The sequence below is a fragment of the Pseudobdellovibrionaceae bacterium genome, from assembly GCA_023898385.1.
Taxonomy (GTDB): domain Bacteria; phylum Bdellovibrionota; class Bdellovibrionia; order Bdellovibrionales; family UBA1609.
This window is the reverse complement of record CP060220.1, coordinates 2,714,255-2,733,099: the sequence shown is the minus strand read 5'-3', so window position 1 is coordinate 2,733,099 and position 18,845 is coordinate 2,714,255. Positions and strand designations below refer to the sequence as shown.

19 protein-coding genes are annotated in these 18,845 nt (G+C 45.2%); 4 read left to right on the top strand and 15 right to left on the bottom strand.

All coding sequences use genetic code 11. From position 1 onward, the window contains the following. Window position 1 precedes the first annotated feature (1 nt). The 4 genes from H6626_12530 to H6626_12515 are packed head-to-tail and all read right to left on the bottom strand — an operon-like array spanning window position 2 to window position 3,899. The gene (locus H6626_12530; protein USN47007.1) at window positions 2–748 is read right to left on the bottom strand and encodes an EI24 domain-containing protein; all 747 of its coding nucleotides are present in this window, start codon (window positions 746–748) and stop codon (window positions 2–4) included. Beyond that, a complete protein-coding gene (locus H6626_12525) occupies window positions 745–1,911 on the bottom strand; it encodes a hypothetical protein (GenBank protein ID USN47006.1) in 1,167 nt (388 codons plus the stop codon). Before H6626_12525 ends, H6626_12530 begins: the two co-directional genes overlap by 4 nt. Beyond that, entirely contained in the window at window positions 1,895–2,989 is a 1,095-nt protein-coding gene (locus H6626_12520) for an ArsA family ATPase (protein ID USN47005.1), read from the bottom strand. Before H6626_12520 ends, H6626_12525 begins: the two co-directional genes overlap by 17 nt. Continuing rightward, window positions 2,982–3,899 (bottom strand): arsenical pump-driving ATPase, encoded by a 918-nt coding sequence (locus H6626_12515; protein USN47004.1) that lies wholly within the window; start codon window positions 3,897–3,899, stop codon window positions 2,982–2,984. Before H6626_12515 ends, H6626_12520 begins: the two co-directional genes overlap by 8 nt. Window positions 3,900–3,995: 96 nt before the next feature. Between H6626_12515 and tig the strand changes: the two genes are divergently transcribed. Together tig and H6626_12505 are read left to right on the top strand one after the other, a co-directional pair. Beyond that, window positions 3,996–5,303: a trigger factor gene (gene tig, locus H6626_12510; protein USN47003.1), complete on the top strand. Its 1,308-nt coding sequence runs from the start codon at window positions 3,996–3,998 to the stop codon at window positions 5,301–5,303. 34 nt (window positions 5,304–5,337) lie between these two features. After that, entirely contained in the window at window positions 5,338–5,793 is a 456-nt protein-coding gene (locus tag H6626_12505) for a hypothetical protein (protein ID USN47002.1), read from the top strand. 7 nt (window positions 5,794–5,800) lie between these two features. Here the strand turns inward: H6626_12505 and H6626_12500 are convergent, their stop codons facing one another. The 5 genes from H6626_12500 to H6626_12480 are packed head-to-tail and all read right to left on the bottom strand — an operon-like array spanning window position 5,801 to window position 10,242. Beyond that, window positions 5,801–7,159 (bottom strand): S41 family peptidase, encoded by a 1,359-nt coding sequence (locus H6626_12500; protein ID USN49032.1) that lies wholly within the window; start codon window positions 7,157–7,159, stop codon window positions 5,801–5,803. Between the two features lie 11 nt (window positions 7,160–7,170). After that, entirely contained in the window at window positions 7,171–8,430 is a 1,260-nt protein-coding gene (locus H6626_12495; GenBank protein USN47001.1) for a peptidoglycan DD-metalloendopeptidase family protein, read from the bottom strand. Beyond that, window positions 8,364–9,305, bottom strand: a complete 942-nt coding sequence (locus H6626_12490) for an ABC transporter permease (GenBank protein ID USN47000.1) — start codon at window positions 9,303–9,305, stop codon at window positions 8,364–8,366. The genes H6626_12495 and H6626_12490 overlap by 67 nt, the downstream gene beginning before the upstream one ends. Then, the gene (gene ftsE / locus H6626_12485) at window positions 9,306–9,965 is read right to left on the bottom strand and encodes a cell division ATP-binding protein FtsE (GenBank protein ID USN46999.1); all 660 of its coding nucleotides are present in this window, start codon (window positions 9,963–9,965) and stop codon (window positions 9,306–9,308) included. It lies immediately after the preceding gene. 13 nt (window positions 9,966–9,978) lie between these two features. After that, on the bottom strand, window positions 9,979–10,242 hold the full coding sequence (locus tag H6626_12480) for a hypothetical protein (GenBank protein ID USN46998.1): 264 nt from the start codon (window positions 10,240–10,242) through the stop codon (window positions 9,979–9,981). Window positions 10,243–10,409: 167 nt separating this feature from the next. Here H6626_12480 and H6626_12475 point away from each other — a divergent pair, with 167 nt between their 5' ends. After that, a complete protein-coding gene (locus H6626_12475) occupies window positions 10,410–12,272 on the top strand; it encodes a hypothetical protein (GenBank protein USN46997.1) in 1,863 nt (620 codons plus the stop codon). Further along, the gene (locus tag H6626_12470; GenBank protein USN46996.1) at window positions 12,251–12,823 is read left to right on the top strand and encodes a hypothetical protein; all 573 of its coding nucleotides are present in this window, start codon (window positions 12,251–12,253) and stop codon (window positions 12,821–12,823) included. Before H6626_12475 ends, H6626_12470 begins: the two co-directional genes overlap by 22 nt. Before the next feature lie 11 nt (window positions 12,824–12,834). On the opposite strand, the gene H6626_12465 is transcribed toward H6626_12470, so the two are convergent. From H6626_12465 to H6626_12440, 6 genes are read right to left on the bottom strand one after another with little or no spacing between them, the layout of a single operon-like run. Further along, window positions 12,835–13,428 (bottom strand): NifU family protein, encoded by a 594-nt coding sequence (locus tag H6626_12465; protein ID USN46995.1) that lies wholly within the window; start codon window positions 13,426–13,428, stop codon window positions 12,835–12,837. Then, window positions 13,429–14,652 carry a cysteine desulfurase gene (locus H6626_12460; protein ID USN46994.1) on the bottom strand — a complete coding sequence of 408 codons (1,224 nt, stop codon included), beginning with the start codon at window positions 14,650–14,652 and terminating at the stop codon, window positions 13,429–13,431. Then, entirely contained in the window at window positions 14,652–15,947 is a 1,296-nt protein-coding gene (gene sufD, locus H6626_12455; GenBank protein ID USN46993.1) for a Fe-S cluster assembly protein SufD, read from the bottom strand. The genes H6626_12460 and sufD overlap by 1 nt, the downstream gene beginning before the upstream one ends. A 14-nt stretch (window positions 15,948–15,961) precedes the next feature. Beyond that, window positions 15,962–16,732: a Fe-S cluster assembly ATPase SufC gene (gene sufC, locus H6626_12450; GenBank protein ID USN46992.1), complete on the bottom strand. Its 771-nt coding sequence runs from the start codon at window positions 16,730–16,732 to the stop codon at window positions 15,962–15,964. 15 nt (window positions 16,733–16,747) lie between these two features. Continuing rightward, the gene (gene sufB / locus H6626_12445) at window positions 16,748–18,196 is read right to left on the bottom strand and encodes a Fe-S cluster assembly protein SufB (protein USN46991.1); all 1,449 of its coding nucleotides are present in this window, start codon (window positions 18,194–18,196) and stop codon (window positions 16,748–16,750) included. After that, the gene (locus tag H6626_12440) at window positions 18,193–18,666 is read right to left on the bottom strand and encodes an Rrf2 family transcriptional regulator (protein USN46990.1); all 474 of its coding nucleotides are present in this window, start codon (window positions 18,664–18,666) and stop codon (window positions 18,193–18,195) included. The genes sufB and H6626_12440 overlap by 4 nt, the downstream gene beginning before the upstream one ends. Window positions 18,667–18,845 lie beyond the last annotated feature (179 nt).

The following is an 18,845-nucleotide window of genomic DNA, read 5'->3' as shown; positions in this document are numbered from 1 at the left end:
CTTAGGACTTTAACTTTAACTCAGCGTAGGCAGACGCTGAACCCACAACAGCCACCGGCATCATCAAAAGTGTTAACCCGGGCACTAAAACTGTAAGAGCAAAAATTAAACCCATTCCACCAAAGCTTGCCAGGTTTTTCCTGAAAAAATCCAAACGCTGCCTCAAACCTAATCCATCTATTTCAAATGAATAGTCCATAGAGTCGAAAGCTAAAATCATCATGGCGCCCAACGACGAGGCCAAGTTGAATCCCGGCACAAAGGCCAAAATAAAGAGCACTATACCGACTATTAAAAACAGTACTGCCTTCAGCAAACTGACAATCAACATGCGAACGCTGAGTTTTAACCATGCCATAACTTGAAAAGGCCTGTCTTCGATGACTCCAAAGTGCATCAGCGCTCGCTCTGCAAGAAGTGAGTTAAAAGGACCCGCAATGACACCGGCAAGGAGGTACACCGCAAACACCAGTAAAATTACAAAGACAAGCCCAAACAACAGAATAAGCGGATAATAGACGAGATAATATAAAAACCCCGAATCCACCGAAACTATATAGCCTGCAGCCAGGGTTGCCAAGCTCAACACCTGGCTTGCCCCCCACGCCATTCCAAAAAACAAAATAGCCACATCGATAAGAAAAGGAATTATGGCGTAGCGCTTTAACCCTTTTGCCCTCATCAACGTCGTAAGCCCGCTATTTAGAAAACCCACACCCATTGTTAACTGTTCTAGCGTTGTTTTCATGGGTTCGCATTCTCCACGGCGGGCATCTTTTTCTCTGGCAAAACAGTAGACCGGCGATGAGCATGTTCTTCTAAAATGGGATCCGGATTAAAAACTCGACCTTCGCGCTTGAGAGCTTGTTTTCGCTTTGCCGCCTCGGTCAGCGAATTTCCAAGAACCCCAGATGACAAATAGGCTTTGAATCGCTTTTTATTTTCATCCATTTGTAACATCAACTTCTTAACTTCTGGAAGGTTTTGATCCTCAGGATATTGGGCGGCCTTTAATTTTTCGATGTTGGCTAGCGCTTCTTCAACAAGCCAATTTTGTTGTTTTTGTACTTCTCGTATTTCTAGTTCACCTTTGCCACTTTTGGTTTGTTCGAGGCTTCCTATAATAGACCACACGTTCTCATATCCTATTCGAATTTGTGCCGCAGATCGTGTGGACCAAGGCTCCTTCGTAAGCTCTACTGCCTTTAAAGCATAAACCTGAAGATCACCCAATGTTTTTAGGTACACCTTGTACGAATTCACCTCTGGATCCAAATCGTCAATTTGCCCCATAAAATACAACGCTTTGGCCAAAATTTCGGCCTTTTGCTGTCCTGAAAATTTTTGTGACTGAAGCTGAAGCAATCCCTTTTGAGAAATATCAAAGTACTTCTTCGCCTGCTCTGTATTTCCCAAAATTGCGTACGCCGTGGCGACTCGAGCAGGTAACTCGGCGGACGCCAAAGCTAGGGGCAAATGTTGACGACGGCTCCAACTGTCTAAGTAACTTGCCAACGCTTTTTCTGCCTGACCCAGGCACATGTGCATTTGCCCCACCCTATACAAGCTGAGGGCTGCCAAATACTGAAACTTTTTTGCCGCGCCACGAGCTACTTGCCGGTATCTTGTCCCAGCTTGGCGACATTGACCCATAGCCTCATAAGAAGAGGCCGCATTGTATACAATAATTAAATCTACCTCGGTGGCGGGGCGCTCCACCATTAGAGAATCAAACAACTGGGCGGCAGCGGCATATTCGCCTTTAGTCATCAGATCATTGCCGCGACTGAACTCACGAATGATTTCTTGGTCATTGGTCGTTAATGGTTGAGATTTTGGTGCCGTGATACAGCCGACAGCGGCCAAAACCATTACCTGTACTAGCAATATATATCTAAGTTGCAACATCATTAAACCGCTTGTTAATTTCTTCGGCGAGCAACTTAAGCCCGTCGATACCATATATATCTTTATTCATGTCAGGGATTCTAATTAAGGGCAACTGGTCTGACAGGTTTTTCTGAAAACTGTCGTAAACGGCCTGACGATTTTGATGATAGGACAAGAACTTCTGATAGAACTGCTCCAGGCGAGCCATGAGATCGGCCTCATGGCTTTGCCGCCACTGAATACGTTCTGACGACATCCATACGGGGAAGGCTCTATTGACTACGACCGCTTGGAGGTTATAGCCCGACTTTTTCAGTTCGCGGTTAAACCCTTCTGTTTCCTTAAGTTTGGCCTCATCAAATCCAGTTATAAGCACAAAGCCCGTTTGCTCACTTTTTAACAACTTATCCACCTGCTGGCTTCGTTCGCTGACTCTCTCCTGAACCGATCTGATGCTGGCAAAGAAGTCAGTGAGCTCACCGATAAATTGCGATCCAGTGACTTTCTCTAGCGCCCTGAAAACCGTGCGCGTGCTCGACCCTACAAATTTTTGAAAGAGGCCCGATGACTGTCCACCACCTACAAACCATTTGGTAATAGAGTCTTGAAATAAAGCGTAAATTTTCGCCGGTGCCTCCAAAAACTCAAGGGCATGTTGGGCTGGCGGAGTGTCCAAAATCACTAAGTCATAGGATGCACTTTCTGCGGCAACGGCCAAGCGCTCCAGTGAAGTAAATTCTTGGGATCCGCTAAAAGTGGTGGCCAACTGTTTGTAAAGACGATTTCTCAGTAAACGCTCTGCCGCCTCAGGATTCTTAGCGCTGGCTTTTATGAACTCTCCGAAAATTTTCTCAGGATCAATGGCCGCCGCAAAAAGCGCTCCATCACAATCGAAGTTTTGTACTTTGACTTCGTCCGCCTGACCCGGCACCAACCCCAAAGAGGTGGCCAATCTTTTAGCAGGGTCAATGGTCAATACGAGGACACGCAAACCCAACTCAGCCGCACGCACCCCTAACGCCGCGGAGACGGTGGTTTTGCCAACTCCACCACTTCCCGCACAAACGATAATCTTATTTCTCTTTATAAGGTCATCCATGTTGGCCTCCCCACTGGGAGCTCAGGCTTTCAATGATAAAATTCGAATCCGATGAAAATACCAATGGCAAATACTTTAAATGACCAGCTAGGGCTGAGAGTGCCTGCTCACTTTCTTTTTGCCGCTTCATTTTAATTTGAAGATAATTAACAAAATCGAGCGGCTGCTGCCATTCGGGACCATCTTGGTGACTCAAATGCACTTCTAAATGCGTTAATTCTTCATCTGTGAGGTGCGGTTCTAACCAACGATTGCCAATAATATTAGGTGTTACGCTGAAATCGCTCATCAAGGTCGAAAACAGTTCCATGGTCTCAGTGGTTGGCATTTCTTCAGGTAGGGTCACAATATCAATTTCAGTGAAATCTGGGTTTGTAATTGTGTCATGAATAAGTTGACTTTGCTCCCCCATGGGGCCGAATTGCACTAAATCAGCCATCCCCCGCGGCGCCTGAAGCAGTGCTAAAAAATGACCGGTGGAATAACCATCCAATATGATCACATCATAGTGAAGCGGTGGCCCCCAGTGCCTGATCCCACTTGTCAATTTACCCAAAATGGCCAACTCCTTAAGCGCTGGAGCCGCCTTTATAAAGGTCCGCATCACTTTATTATCAAAAAATAGGTCCACCACTCGGTCCAACTTCACAAAATGTCGAATATATTCCCTTAAACAGGTCTCGCCGCTCCAAAGCGCCACATCAAAACCCCATTTGCTGGGTCGAGGAGTGAAATCAACCGCCATATTGAGCATAAACTGGTACGAGCTGGTCTCCCCCAGCTCCACCAACAACACCCGCTGGCCCTGTCGGAATTCGTGGTGCGCCCGGGCAGCCGCCACCAACGACTTGCCCACGCCCCCTTTACCCGTTACAAGAACCAACCGCTGATTATCCCCCCCTACAGCCATCTGTTGGCCCTCACTATAGATGTGGCGCAGCATTTTTGTTGCCACAATCCGTTAGAGTGCCTATAAGAGGCCTTTTCAAGATCACTAGGAGAGAAAATGAAGTCATCTTTGGACGTATTAGAAGGTTTAAATCGAAAGTTAAACATCGAAATTCCTGAAAACATGGTGTCTGACGCTTTTAACAGAATGTACAAGGGAATTCAAAAAGAAGCCAATATCAAAGGCTTTCGCAAGGGCAAGGCCCCCATTTCGGCGATAAAAAAATTGTACAAGGACCGGGTCAAATCAGACGTGCTTCAAAACCTTGTCTCAGACAGTTATGAATCGGCACTCAATGAGCATTCGCTAGACCCTATCAGCCAGCCACAGTTGGCCTTTGAAACTTTTGAAGAGGATCAGCCGTTTTCATTTTCTGCTCAATTCGAAGTTCGACCTGATGTCACTTTAAAACAATTTGAGAAACTTAAAGTCGAGCAAGAAGAGCTTAACGTTTCTGGCGAACAAGTCGAACAGATTTTAGAGGACATTCGCAAGAGTCGTGCGGAACAGGTGCCGGTCTTTGAAGATCGAGCCGCTAAAGAAGGCGATGTCGCCGAAATTGATTTTGAAGGTTTTGTGGACGGCGCTCCCTTACCTAATGGCAGCGGACAGGGGCATAAACTTGAACTAGGCTCGCAGTCATTTATCGAGGGCTTTGAAGAGGGTATCGTTGGCATGAAGGTGGGAGCGAATAAAGATTTGAATCTTTCATTTCCTGCCGAGTATCATGCTAAAGAAATTGCCGGTCGGCCTGTGACCTTTAAAGTAACTCTCAAGAAGCTTTACCGAAAAGACCTGCCTGAACTCAATGATGAATTTGCTCAATCAATGGGCGAATACAAAACTCTAGCTGAACTTAAAGAAACCATTAAAGAGGACATCACTGGTCGTGAAGAAGAGCGAATCAAAGAAGAACTCCACCAGAGAGTGCTTAAGGCTCTGGTTGCAGCTAATCCCGTAGATGTTCCTCAATCACTTCTTGGCCGACAAAAACAAGCCATGATCGAAGATTTTGCTCGACGCATGAAGCAACAGGGCATGACCGAAAAAGAGTTCATAGAGTACCAAAACAAATGGGATAGTGACTTCACGCAAACCGCAGCAGTTATGATTCAATCCACTTTCCTTGTGGACGCCTTGGCCGAAAAACTCGATATAAAAGCCACTCAAAAAGATCTCGATGCCAAATTTGAAAATCAATCACAGTCTACTGGTATCCCGGTAGAGCGGCTCAAAGAGTTTTACCAAACTTCTGAACGCCGTTCTGACCTCATGTACAAGATCACTGAAGAAAAAGTGGTGGACTATTTACTATCGCAAGCGGATATTAAAATGGTGCCAAGGGAAAAGCTACAGGAAGGCTAGATCCCTTTTCGACCACCGGGAAAGGACTGCACGGATGAGTGAAACTACAAAGTCTCGACGCAAGATAAAGAATTTTTTAATTGATCCGAAATATCAGCTAAAAATTAGCGCCTACTTTTTAGTTGCCACCGTGCTCATTTTCGGAGGATTGCTGGCAATGATCTTTATGAAGGTCAATCGCATCCGAGAAACCGTACTGGCCGAACCTGAAATCTCCTATGCCATTCAACAGTCTGTACATACCACATTGATGAGTATTGTTTGGATTTCGTTGGTGTTTTTTGTCGTCGCCGCCGGTGTGGTGCTGTTGTATGCCATCATTGTTAGCCATAAAGTGGCTGGCCCCGTTGTAGCCATTCAAGCTTACATCAACGACCTAAAAAAGGGTGTTTATGACTCGCCCCGAAAGCTGCGTCCTAGCGATGAGCTGAACCCGATCATGGAATCACTTCATGAACTAGCCGAATCGTTGAGAAACTCTAAGGGCTAGAAATCTCTTATAATTCTTTAAACTGCTTAAGCGTTTTCCAGGCTTTTAAATAATTAAATGCCTGGAGCACTTGAAAGTCGTTTTTAATCAATTCGTCACGAATAGATAATTTTTTATCCTTTGATTCCGTCTCGCTGGCCCACCAAAAATCAAGAGGGGACTCAGAATCCCCGTTTTTATTGTTATTTATTTCTTTTTCTGACAGCAGGTGCCCTTTGATATCGGCCTCCCGTCGAACCATTCTTTTGATACGCGCTTTTTCTAACTCTTCAGCGGAGAAATTATCCACGATGATGTCGGGCACGATCCCCTCGGCTTGAATGGATCGTCCGTTTGGCGTGTAGTAACGAGCTACTGTCAATTTAAGGGCCGAACCGTCACCCAACCGCACAACGGATTGAACTGAACCCTTACCAAAACTGCGCTGACCCATGATTAAAGCCCGATTGTTATCTTGAAGGGCCCCGGCCAAGATTTCGCTAGCACTTGCAGAATATTCATCCACAAGCACCACCATAGGAAACGCCCCGAGAGTGCCCGATTTCTTTGCGTATTCGGCCTCTTTTCGTTTTTGATTTCGCCCCATAGTAGTCACAATCACTCCGCTGTCTAAAAACAGATCTGAAATCTTTATGGCTTGGTCCAACAAACCACCAGGATTTTTTCGCAAATCTATAATCAGCCCTTTGATGTTCTTGTGCTTTTTTTCATGATCTTTTAGTTTACTCACCAAATCTTTTGATGTTTTATCCATAAAACCGGTTAAGCGTACGTAAGCGTAGCCTTCGTCCATATCCACATATTTTACAGATTGCAATTTCACTGTTCCACGAGTGACGGCAATCTCTTTTGGTTTTTTCAAGCCCTCCCGAAGAATCAACAATTTCACCGTAGATCCTTTTTTTCCACGCATCTTTTGCGCGGCCTCGACAAGGCTCAAACCTTTCGTCGACTCACCATCAATACCGACAACTCTGTCGCCTGCCTTTATACCAGCTTTCCAAGCTGGCGCATCTTCAACGGGCGATATCACAGTAAGAACATCGTCTTTCACGGTGATCTCAATGCCAAGCCCACCAAATTCTCCGGCTGTTTCAGATTCAAATTCCTTATACATTGTTGGTGGTAGAAAATTAGTGTGGGGATCTAATTCCGAGAGCATTCCCTTGATGCCACCGTAAATCAGTTTCTTCGTATCAACCTCTTCCACGTAATACTGCTGCACGAGATTCAGCACTTTTGTGAACAGCTGTAAATCAAGATATCGATCCTCAGCCCATGCCTGCATTTTTGGAAAATTCAAAATTCCTGCAGCTAACAGAAGTGCACCGATCGTAGCTACTACCCATCGTTTTTTGTCTCGCATTCGAAAAGGCATCATTGCACACTCCCATATTGATTCTGCGTCACCTTCGTTGGTCCCCGCAGCCATTGCTGTGGGTCTAGTGCATCGCTGAAATGTCTTACTTCAAAATGTATTCCTGCGCCAAAACGAGAATCACCCAAACCTACTTTGCCAATCACAGCAAAATTAGCAAGCTGCTGCCCCGGCCGCACTTCAGCTTCCTTTAGGTGCGTGTAAACGGTGTAGTAGTTATCGCCATGATCCACCACGACCGTAGATCCGTAGCCCGGCAACTCGCCCACAAAAGCCACCGTGCCTTCAAATACAGCCTGTATTTTTGCACCTTCAGGTGCATTAATAAACACACCTTTGTAGTTTAACCGGTATCTATAAGTATTGTGATAAATGAGACCAAAACCTTGAGCTATTCCACCTTGAATCGGAGGTGCAAGTTTGCCTTTTTCTTCAAAAAAAGCCACATCCAATTGAAGTCGTTCACCATCTTCAAAGGGACTGTCGACTTTTGATTTTACATTTTTAGCCTGTTTCCGCAGAGTTTTTAAACGCACTAGGTTTTCTGATTTTTGCGACCTTAACTTCTCAATGATACGCAGTTTTTCATCTTGCCTGACCGTAATCAATTGCTCTTGTTTCTTGAAACGCTTTCTAATACTTGCCAACTTTATAACTTCAGATCGTAAGCGTTTCTTTTCGTTTTCTAGAGAGTCCAATGTCTCGCGATATCGCAATATTATTTGATAATCTCTATCAGCCACTCGCTTTAAAAAATTTAAATTTCTATCAAAATCATGGCGAGACACTGCCGAGAAAATAACCCTTAAAGTCGCATCTCCGCTTAATGTGTACAGGGCTCGCATGCGAGTTCTAAGAAGGCGTTTTTGGGCCTTCAATGAATCTTCTAGCTCCACAACCTGTTTCGCCACTCCTTTAACATCTGCCTCTGCGGCCAACATTTTGTTTACTAGCTTTGATCGTTGCTGCGACATTTTTTTTAGATTTTTATTTAACTGATACAGTGACCCCATAGCCATTCGCGTGGCTCGATCTGCGGCAAGTGTGTTGTCTTTAATTTTTTCAAATTCTCTGGTCAGTTCGTCTGCCTTTGAAGGCATCGCCATGGAATGCGTAGGTACAGAAATAGCCAGCGCCACTAAGCTCACCCTAAATGTCTCTTTAGCTATACTAGCGACCTTTCTTAAATCCACTAGCGATCCCTTCGATCTGACAGTGCCTCGGCGGCCGCCCATCCACTGCTGAGTTTTCTCAGACACAACAGAGCTCCGACGAGGCCAGACCCTGATCCAAAAATCAAAATAGCCAGTATGCGACTCGGCTGCAAAAAGTGAAGAGAAGTGCCTACCCGCAGAAATCCTAACTGAGCATTAAACATTTCGCTTTGCCAAGAAAACAACATATAGCTCACCACAATCGCAAATACAGATGCAATCAAACCCATCATCATGCCCTCAAATAAGTAGGGGATACGAATGTAGGAGGAGGTCGCGCCTATTAACTCAAGAATTTCAATTTCTTGGCGACGTTGATTAATAGAGTTACGGATAGAATTACCGACGACAAGTAGACTTCCCGCCAACAACAGCGCCACCAAAACCCAACTTGTCGTACTAAAGCTATTTACCAGGCTTGAATAGTTCTCTATCCATCCTTGGCCATAGGAGATTTCCTCGACCCCCTCAATTTTTCGGAGCGCTTCAGCAGATTTTTCTAATTTTGATGTACCCAGAGGACCCACCAGGTCTTTGCCTAGACTGAGTTCAAAACTCATTGGCAACGGATTCTCACCCTCAAGATCAGAAAGAAAACCCGGAGCATAAGAAGCCATCTGCTGCATAAAACTTTCAGCAGCTTTTTCTTTTGAAATGAAGTCAATGGCATTAAAGCTACCAATGTTTTCAATGGCTTTTTTAATGGTCTCCACCTGATCCAGCTCCAGCTCGTCATCAAGATAGACAGACATTTTCACCGAGTCACCCCACTGATTGAGAATGCCTGATACATTTTGGTGGGCCAACAAGGCCAACGTGAAAACAGTGTAGGTCGCTGCGAGCACAGTCAATGTGGCTAGCTGCATCCCTAAATGTTGGCTCCATGATCTAATAAAACTTTTTGTGATTGGCCCGCGCATTTAGTTGTCCCTCACTATTCGACCATCTCTAATTTCAATGGTTCGCCTTTTTAATTTTTCTACAAGGCTGTGATCGTGAGTCGCCACAAAAACAGTGGTGCCCTGGGCATTCACTTTGTCTAGGAGGTTGATGATATCTTGACTCAAATCAGGGTCTAAGTTTCCTGTTGGCTCATCCGCAATCAACACGCCGGGCTGGTGTACCAGTGCTCGCGCAATGGCCACTCGCTGCTGCTCTCCACCGGAGAGTTGGTCGGGTAGAGAATTTCGTTTGTGATACAATCCCACTTGTTCAATGATATCTGTGGCGCGTGGCTCGATGTAACTGCGCTTGTCTCCACGAATTTCTAAAGGCAGAGCCACATTCTCGAGTATGGTTCTATCTTTTAACAATCTGAAATCTTGATAAACCACGCCTATTCGCCGACGAAAAAACGGAACCTGCTGGCCCGTCATGGCTTGCAGATCATATCCCGCCACTTTAATTTGTCCTGAAGTGACTCGGTCAAACGCCGATATCAACCTAAATAAGGTGGTTTTACCTGCCCCACTTGGGCCGATGAGGAAAGCGAACTCGCCTTTTCCAATGGTCAAATTAACGTCTCTTAGGGCATGCGTGGGCCCTGGGTATGTCTTGTAAGCATGTGCAAATTCAATCATTATTTTATTCTAGCTAGTCAGTGATGAGTTGACCAGAAACCAAAAGGTCTAGAATTGACTCATGCTGAACCTTCATAGCTAGACGAATAGCCTGTGGGGGCGATGTGACTCCCCTTGGAAGCACATCAGTGTAGGAAGTTTTTATGCTTTTTAGTACTGCACCATTTCTGAAAATTCGACTCACCAAAAAGGGATTTTCTCTACCCCAATCCTCTGTTTGGACATGAAAACTGGTACCGTAAACGGTGATGTCTGAATTGAAGCCCTTTTCGACCAAGAAAATTTCTCCTAAATTTGGAAACCTCTGAGCTATTAAACACCTGAAATTAAAGAAATTCCAAATAAATTCTCGTGAATTAATGCCTCATTTTGAGACGGTCTAAAGTTTTTTGTTTGGCCTGCACTATTCACTCAATTTTTTAGCCATTTTTCCGATACGTTAGTATGGCTCTTCGAGTTATCAATCGGTGTGGAAAATCACCTCTTTTTTTAATTTTTATTTTCAGCGTTTTGACATCCATCGGGTGTGCCCGCCGATCGGGCTCATCCCTTGTGGGGCGCAGTGGACTGCTTTGCAATTCCGGCCCCACGCCAGTGGCCTACTGTGACACAGTGAGATCTTACGCCAGTGGGGTTACTATTTCTGGATCTGCACTTTATGAAGCTCGCGAATTGGATGCCAATGGACTGGGGGCTCCCGGGCTTCCTCGGCCCATTCGATTTGCTGAGGTGACAGTAGTAGATGGTCTTGGTGACACCGTTCAATGTGGTCAAACGGATAGCGCCGGAAATTTTGCTGTTATCGTTCCCCAAGGCTCCCACACCTATACGGTCAGCGTGAAGTCCCGAGGAAAAAACGAAAAGGTAAATGCTCAAGTATTTAACCGACCTGAACAAAAGCAAGCTTACTCTATTTCAAAATCGTTTACCCCCAATCAATCACAGGCCTTGGATCCCCTAGTGGCTCCTGCCACTGAAAACCTTGAGGGGGGCGCATTTAATATTTTTGATCAAATAGTGGCTGCCAACGAATTTTTAAGAACCGAAGTGGGCAATTGTGGATTTGCTTCATGCCCGAATTTCACAGTGGCACCGAATGTGGATGTTTACTGGGAAAAAGGCTTCAATCCAGGGTCCTACGTAAATCAAGGTCCGGTGAGTTTCTATATGCCGGGCCAATCCTGTCTGTTTATTTTGGGTGGCTTAAATGGCAACGTGAACGAAGCCGATACAGACCACTTTGACAACTCAGTTATTATTCATGAATACGGTCACTTTATAGAAGACGTGATGACAGACACGGACTCGCCTGGTGGCCCCCACTCAGGAAACAAACAAATTGATCCCCGTTTGGCTTGGGGCGAGGGCTGGGGAAATTTCTTTCAAGCCGCTGTACTGAATTCACCCTACTACATTGATACAGAGGGCAATATTGATGGTGATACAAACTATATTTTTAAAATTCCCCTTGAAGATGCTGACCCCCAATGCGCCTCGGAGCCATACACGCCCGGTTGTGATGTGCCTTCAGAGACCTACGAAGGCCATTTTCGTGAGTTTGCCATCACCCGCTTTCTTTGGGACCTCTTTGACGATGACGGCGGCGTGAGGGGAAATGACTCCGATGGCGATTCCACAAACGCGGCCTTTGCTGAACTGTGGGCGATACTAAGATGGAACGAAGGGCTACTTGATCCTGATGTCGCGTTTCGATCCATTGGACTTATTCATTATGCACAAATAAATCGACTACCGAGCCACACCGATTGGAGTGCCACCCGGACATCACACCATCACGGCACAGATCGATTGGAATACGCCAACTATGTCACACGCAATGGGGCCTGTGGACCACAAAACTTTACGATAAACCCCATGGAAGATCCCGGCGACAACGGGACCTATGCCACATCAGATTTGTTGAGAAACAATGATTTTTTTCATTACAAACACCCTGGCGGCGCCGTAAATCTCGTGCTCTCTTATCAAACACCTAGCGGGCAAGAGTCTGATCTCGATCTGTATATTTACAAAGAAGACTACACCTATGGTGACAGCGCCACCATGGCGGCAAGTAGCCAAGAGTACTTTGACAACAATACCTCTACCGCGGAGACAGAAACCGTGAGCATTGAGGGCCTGACCGCGGGCAACTATTTGATCAATGTAAAAGTCTACACGGGAACCAATACCGAGTCTGGTTGCCTCGGCAGCATATGCACAGGGCAATACATCCCGGCTGGTGACACCACCAACTATGATCTCACACTAAATGGAGTGACCTTATGTCCAACAAGTCTCCCTTAAGGCACATTCTCTATGTGAAGCTCCGTTTACGTTCAAAAACCATGTTGTCGTTGGGAGCCCTAGGCGTAAGCGCACTGCTATTCGGGTTGTCCACTAAAGGTGGCTTCCCGCAATTTTCATTTACAAAAAATGTTTCTGGAAAAGACAAAATCCTTCAGTCCTCGCACTTAGGCACTTCTCACACCAGCAAACTTCACGCGCCATTGAGCTTATCCATAGAAAAGATGGACCAAACGGCTGATGCGATTCACCTTTCAGGCACCGTGCTACCTCATCAAGATTTGCAGAATGTTCAGGTTCGGTGGGTGTTGCCAAAGGGGGCCACTCTCACAGCTGGCGATTCCAAAGTCGACCTTAAAAATCTAAAGTCAGGCTTAGCAGAAAAGTTAGAAATTACCGTGGTCAGCCATGAAGATGAAAACTTTCAGATTCATCTCAAAGCGACCGCCAACATCGGCAAAATCACCATGGGGCAATCTGCCCAGTTTAACACTCGAGACCAAGAAGAGATTAACCAACAAAAAGCTGAACTTTTCGAAAAATCAAAGTGAGGTTTTGCTCTCTATATAGGGACGACCTTAATTGCGTCATTTCCCATCTCATGACGTAGTATATTTTGAATGGCTTCTAAAGTGCCTGACATCGCGCTAGGACACCCTCCGCACGCACCTTGATAAAGAATCTTCAGCTCGTCATCTTCAAAACTCACAATTTCAAGATCTCCACCGTCGGCCTGTAGACCTGGGCGAATGGTACGATCAAGAATTTCTTCTATCATTCGCCTCTCCTCAGGAAGATCTGAGTAATCGCGTTGAATAGGAGCAGCAATCTTTTCATCGGGACTCGTAAAATCGGGATCGTGAACCCCCACGCGACTTCTCAATACGGAGCCCACGTGATCTTTTACTAATTCAGAGTCAAGCTCTCCACTATGCGTGATCGTCAATGTGTTTTCGAACAGGTACACCTGCACCACGCCTGGAATAGAGAACAACGAACTCACTAATGGTAGATCGCCACATTCAGAAACAGAAACAAACGTGGCCTTGCCCTCTGTTTTTAGAGGAAAGTTCACCACAAACTTAAGGGCATAAGGATTTGGAGTGTCTTGTGCACGAATCAAAACTTCATCTGGAGTTAACTTCACTGCTTTCATCTAGAAAAACTCCTTTGCCTTTTTCAGTGCCGCCACTAAAACATCCACATCAGAAGCGTTGTTATACACCGAAAATGAAGCCCGCAAGGTCCCACGAATTTTAAACCTCTCCATCAAAGGCTGACAGCAATGGTGGCCAGAACGAACGGCCACACCCTGCTGGTCCAGAAGACTTGCCACATCTGCAGGATGTATTTCATCGATTAGAAACGACAGTATATTTGCTTTTGATGGCGACGTCCCGATAACAGACAATCCTGGGATCTCTGAAACTCTTTTTGTAGCATAACTGAGAAGGGCCTCTTCATGCTGTTTAATTCGCCCAAGACCTATTGAGTTCACAAACTCAATGGCTGTACCCAAACCGATGGCCCCTGAAATATTGGGAGTTCCCGCCTCAAATCGTGTTGGCGCCTGTAAAAATGTCGTCTTTTTAAAAGACACCGTGTCGATCATAGAACCGCCACCCTGATAGGGAGGCATGCGATTCAATAGTTCCTCTTTGCCATACAACACGCCAATGCCATAGGGACCAAATATTTTGTGTCCTGAAAAGGCGAGAAAATCACAATCTAGATCTTGCACATCTGTGGGCAACGCAGAAATCGATTGGGCTGCATCTAAGACGACTGTGGCGTTCACGGTCTTGGCCTTCTCGATAATAGCCTTTACTGGGTTCACAGTGCCCAAGCTGTTTGAACACACCACAACTGATACTATTTTCGTCCGACGCGACAAAAGCTTTTCGTACTCCGTCAAAACCAAGTCGCCGCTGTCATCAACAGGAATCACTTTAATGACCGCCCCAGTAGCCTCTGCCACTAACTGCCAGGGCACAATATTAGAATGGTGCTCCATTTCGGTGAGAATAATCTCGTCACCCGGCTTGAGCTGAGACCGACCAAAAGATTGGGCTACCAAATTAATCGATTCTGTTGTTCCTCGAGTGAACACGATCTCAGACGATGAATTGGCATTAATAAACGACGCTATGGCACTTCGAGCTTGTTCAAACATTTCTGTGGCACGATCACTTAGAAAATGGGCGCCTCTATGTACATTGGCCGTTTGGTAACGATAAAATTGCTCCATGCGATCTATGACAACTTCAGGCTTCAAGGTGGTTGCCGCACTGTCAAGGTAAACAAGCGGCTGCCCGTTCACCTCATGAACAGCCAATGGGAACATCTCTTTAATCTGCGACATGGTCGTAGCGTCTTCCATTAGTCCGTCGTCCCCACTGTAAATTGTTGAAAGCCTTTTTTGACAAATTGGTCTACCAATTTTCTTAAAGACGTCGTCTGCAGGTTTGACGTTGATTCTTTGACAAACCCCTCCATTAACATGGTCATTGCATTTGGTTTTGATATTCCGCGACTCATTAAATAAAACAATTGCTCGGCATCAATTTGTCCCACCGTAGCGCCGTGATTGGCTTTAACGTCATCGGCGTATACTTCTAACTCTGGCTTTGCATCAATCTCGGCGTCGCCACTTAACAACAAATTTTTACTCAACTGACTTGAATCCACCTTTTGCGCATTTTCTGATATTAAAATTTTGCCATTGAAAACGCCCCGAGAAGTGCCAGAAAGAACGCCCTTATACAATTGGTGACTTGAAGTGTGGCCACAGTCGTGATGCAAGAGCGTATGGTTGTCTACATGTTCAGAGCCTTTGGCCAAAAACAGACCATTCACCATGGCACCGGCCCCTTCTTCTGTTAAAGCCACGTTTAAATTATTTCGCGTCACTCCCCCTTGGAGAGTCAATTCGTAAGAATATAACTGGCTGTCCCGACCCAAAAAGGCTCTGACTTGATGAATATGGTAACTATTTACACTGTTGTGTTGGGCCTTCACAAATTCTAATGAAGATCCGCTTTCTAACACCATATCGCTCACGGCATTGGTAAAGTAGGGGGCTTCGGCCACAGAATAGTATTGCTCCATTACACACGCTTGTGAGCCTCGGCCGAGAAGATAAGTGTGGCGTGGAACAATCGTTCGCAGGCTGCCAACTCCCGATGACAATGAACCCGTGAAAAAATGCATCACTTGGATGAGGCCTTTCACTACTTTATGGGGCCGCACCTCAATCATTACGCCGTCTTGAAAAGTCGCCGCGTTTAAGTCCACAAACATGTTGTGGTGTTTTTCTCTAAAGCTAACTCTGTCAAATTTGGACTGAATCTGAATAAATCGCGGCTCATTTTTTTTATTTTCCAGCCAAGACTGATATGTTGAGATCTCAAGTTCATTGGACGATCGCGCACTCAACTCACTCACATACTTTCCGTTAACAAAAACCACAGCGTTGGCATCTTTGAGCCGCATGCCTTGAACATGCTTTCGGACAGCTTCTATGTCTGACTTTTCCGGTGGACTGAGACGATAATTCAAATCCACTGACTGTAGGCCCTTAAGATTAGTGTATTTCCACTGCTCGTCTTTTCGCCCAGGCCACCCTTGCTGTTCGGCTTGTTGATATTTAGCTTCTCTAAAGTTCACCAATTGCATATCAGGCACCAACTTTATTGAACTGTGGCCGCAGGGCTTGCAATCCAATCATACCCTTGTTTTTCAAGCTTCAGAGCCAGCGATTTGTCACCCGATTCGACTATTTTTCCACCCGCCAACACATGAACAAAATCGGGTTCAATGTAGTTAAGAAGCCGTTGATAATGAGTGATCATCAATACGGCGTTGTCGCTGGTTCTAAGCTTATTTACGCCATTAGCGACAATTTTTAATGCATCAATATCTAAGCCAGAGTCTATCTCGTCGAGCAGCGATAATCGGGGATTTAGCACCGCCATTTGCAGAATTTCATTTCGTTTTTTCTCGCCCCCCGAAAACCCTTCGTTGACTGAACGATCTAAAAAGTGAGGGTCCATTTGAACAAGCTTGGCCTTTTCATAAACAAACATCCTGAATTCAGAATCGCTCATTTCGGCAACGCCTTGGTGTTTGCAAATCGCATTGAATGACGATTTTAAAAATGAAAAATTGCTCACTCCAGGAACTTCTACGGGATATTGAAACGCCAAAAAAATGCCCTCTTTGGCTCTCTCGTCTGGAGCCATTTCCAACAAGTTTTTGTATTTAAAGTTAATTTCATATTCCACGCTTCCGGCAGTTACTTCATAGGCCGGATGACCCGCCAGCACTTTTGACAGGGTACTTTTTCCAGACCCATTAGGACCCATAATGGCGTGAACTTCGCCCGGGTTAATTTCTAAGCCCAAACCCTTTAACACTTCAGATCCATCGATATCGGCGTGTAAATTTTTGATTTTTAACATTACAACTGTGACCTTTTATCCAATACTATTTTCTAGTTTCATTTCAATAAGCTTCACCGCCTCGACTGAAAATTCGAGTGGTAAGTGCTTAAATACATCTTTGCAAAATCCATTAACTAACATGGCAACCGATTGTTCAGTATCAAGACCCCTTGACTGCAGATAGAACAACTGATCCGCACTGATCCGCGAAGTCGAAGCCTCGTGTTCAATAATTGCCGATTTATTTTTCACCTCAAGATAGGGATATGTATGAGCGCTAGCACGATCACCTACAAGCATGGAGTCACATTGGGAATAGTTGCGAGCCCCTTCTGCCTTTGGCATTATTTTTACGAGTCCGCGGTAGGCGTTACTAGAATGATCTGCTGAAATACCCTTTGATATAATAGTGCTTTTTGTATTCTTCCCCAAATGAATCATCTTAGTGCCAGTGTCTGCCTGCATTTTATCGTGGGTCAACGCCACTGAGTAAAAGGCACCCACAGAGTTGTCGCCCTGTAAGATAACGCTGGGATACTTCCAGGTGATCGCTGAGCCAGACTCCACTTGTGTCCAAGAAATCTTAGAGTTTTTGCCTGCGCATTTTCCCCGCTTGGTAACAAAATTATAAATGCCTCCGCGCCCCTCTTTGTCTCCGGAATACCAGTTTTGTACAGTAGAATAATTTATCTCAGCGCCCTCAAGTGCGACCAACTCCACCACTGCCGCATGAAGCTGATTTTCATCGCGCATGGGTGCCGTACAGCCCTCTAGGTAATTTACGAAACTTCCCTCATCAGCAATGACAAGTGTTCGCTCAAATTGCCCGGTATCTTTAGCGTTGATTCGAAAATATGTAGATAGGTCGATAGGGCACCGAACGCCTTTTGGAATGTAGCAAAACGAGCCGTCAGTAAATACTGCCGTGTTTAAGCTTGAAAAGAAATTGTCCGCCATGGGTACAACTGAGCCTAGATATTTTTTCACAAGCTCAGGATGCTCTTTAATGGCCTCCGAAATAGAGCAGAAAATCACACCGTGTTTTGCCAGCTCCTCTTGATGTGTGGTGCCCACAGATACACTATCAAATACTACATCTATCGCAACGCCAGAGATTCTCTTTTGTTCTGCCAGCGGTATTCCCAAACGTTCAAATGTTTTTAGTAATTCAGGGTCTAAATCATCTAAGCTCTTTGGACCACCGTCATCGCTTTCTTTCTTGGGTGCCGAGTAGTATCTAATCTCTTGATAATCTATGGGCTCATAATCCACGTGTGCCCATTGGGGTTCGGTCATTTTTTTCCACGTCTCGAAGGCGCGGAGCCGGATCTTTAGCATCCACTCGGGCTCTTGTTTTTTTGCAGAAATCATTCGAATGATTTCTTCACTCAGACCCTTTGGAACTTCATCCACTTCAATATCAGTATAAAATCCGTATTTGTAATCGCGGTCTACGGCTTCGCCCGGGGTTTTGGCGCTCATTGAGGCTTAACCTCCTCCAACACTTCCCCCTGATTTGTTGCTTGAGGTGTAGATTTAACCTCTCGTTGGTCAAGTTGTAAAAGTTCCGCCAGAGTCAGACTTTTATAAAATTCAGCCAATCTATTATTAAGGACTGATACCGTGGGCAAAACATTACAAGTTTCAATGAGATCACACTCAGACGAATGCAAACACTTTGTGATTCCTAGCGGTCCAAGTATCATTTCTACGAGCTCAAAAAACGAGACCTTGTTGAGATCTTTAATCAATAAGTATCCACCGTGGGCACCCTGCTCTGATTGCAGCAATTTATGATGAACCATGACTTGCATGACCCGCGCTGTGGCATCAAAGGGACTGCCGGTGGCATCACAGATTTCTTTGACCGTAGTCAACTGGCCCGCGTATTTGCCACTCATAAATTTGAGGGCCATTAGTGCATATTCAACTTTTCGATTAATCCGGTTCATTTTCGACCTACCCGTGATCTGATACTTAAATCCTGACTTTACATTTCAAGTGGTTGAAACAATTGGGTTTGAATACCAGATTCGTAAAAGAAAATTAACTGAAAATGGGCCTTATTTCAACCTAATTAAGTTAATTTTTACCCTATTTATCAAATCAAATTGACGACCCTATTGTCTAG

Excerpts from the sequence above, each read along its gene's own strand:
- H6626_12515 (USN47004.1), bottom strand. The coding sequence starts at position 3,899 with ATGGCTGTAGGGGGGGATAATCAGCGGTTGGTTCTTGTAACGGGTAAA.
- H6626_12500 (USN49032.1), bottom strand. The coding sequence starts at position 7,159 with ATGCGAGACAAAAAACGATGGGTAGTAGCTACGATCGGTGCACTTCTG.
- H6626_12505 (USN47002.1), top strand. The coding sequence starts at position 5,338 with ATGAGTGAAACTACAAAGTCTCGACGCAAGATAAAGAATTTTTTAATT.
- H6626_12530 (USN47007.1), bottom strand. The coding sequence starts at position 748 with ATGAAAACAACGCTAGAACAGTTAACAATGGGTGTGGGTTTTCTAAAT.
- H6626_12470 (USN46996.1), top strand. The coding sequence starts at position 12,251 with ATGTCCAACAAGTCTCCCTTAAGGCACATTCTCTATGTGAAGCTCCGT.
- ftsE (USN46999.1), bottom strand. The coding sequence starts at position 9,965 with ATGATTGAATTTGCACATGCTTACAAGACATACCCAGGGCCCACGCAT.
- H6626_12490 (USN47000.1), bottom strand. The coding sequence starts at position 9,305 with ATGCGCGGGCCAATCACAAAAAGTTTTATTAGATCATGGAGCCAACAT.
- H6626_12465 (USN46995.1), bottom strand. The coding sequence starts at position 13,428 with ATGAAAGCAGTGAAGTTAACTCCAGATGAAGTTTTGATTCGTGCACAA.
- H6626_12475 (USN46997.1), top strand. The coding sequence starts at position 10,410 with ATGGCTCTTCGAGTTATCAATCGGTGTGGAAAATCACCTCTTTTTTTA.
- H6626_12520 (USN47005.1), bottom strand. The coding sequence starts at position 2,989 with ATGGATGACCTTATAAAGAGAAATAAGATTATCGTTTGTGCGGGAAGT.
- H6626_12525 (USN47006.1), bottom strand. The coding sequence starts at position 1,911 with ATGATGTTGCAACTTAGATATATATTGCTAGTACAGGTAATGGTTTTG.
- H6626_12460 (USN46994.1), bottom strand. The coding sequence starts at position 14,652 with ATGGAAGACGCTACGACCATGTCGCAGATTAAAGAGATGTTCCCATTG.
- H6626_12440 (USN46990.1), bottom strand. The coding sequence starts at position 18,666 with ATGAACCGGATTAATCGAAAAGTTGAATATGCACTAATGGCCCTCAAA.
- sufB (USN46991.1), bottom strand. The coding sequence starts at position 18,196 with ATGAGCGCCAAAACCCCGGGCGAAGCCGTAGACCGCGATTACAAATAC.
- tig (USN47003.1), top strand. The coding sequence starts at position 3,996 with ATGAAGTCATCTTTGGACGTATTAGAAGGTTTAAATCGAAAGTTAAAC.
- sufC (USN46992.1), bottom strand. The coding sequence starts at position 16,732 with ATGTTAAAAATCAAAAATTTACACGCCGATATCGATGGATCTGAAGTG.
- sufD (USN46993.1), bottom strand. The coding sequence starts at position 15,947 with ATGCAATTGGTGAACTTTAGAGAAGCTAAATATCAACAAGCCGAACAG.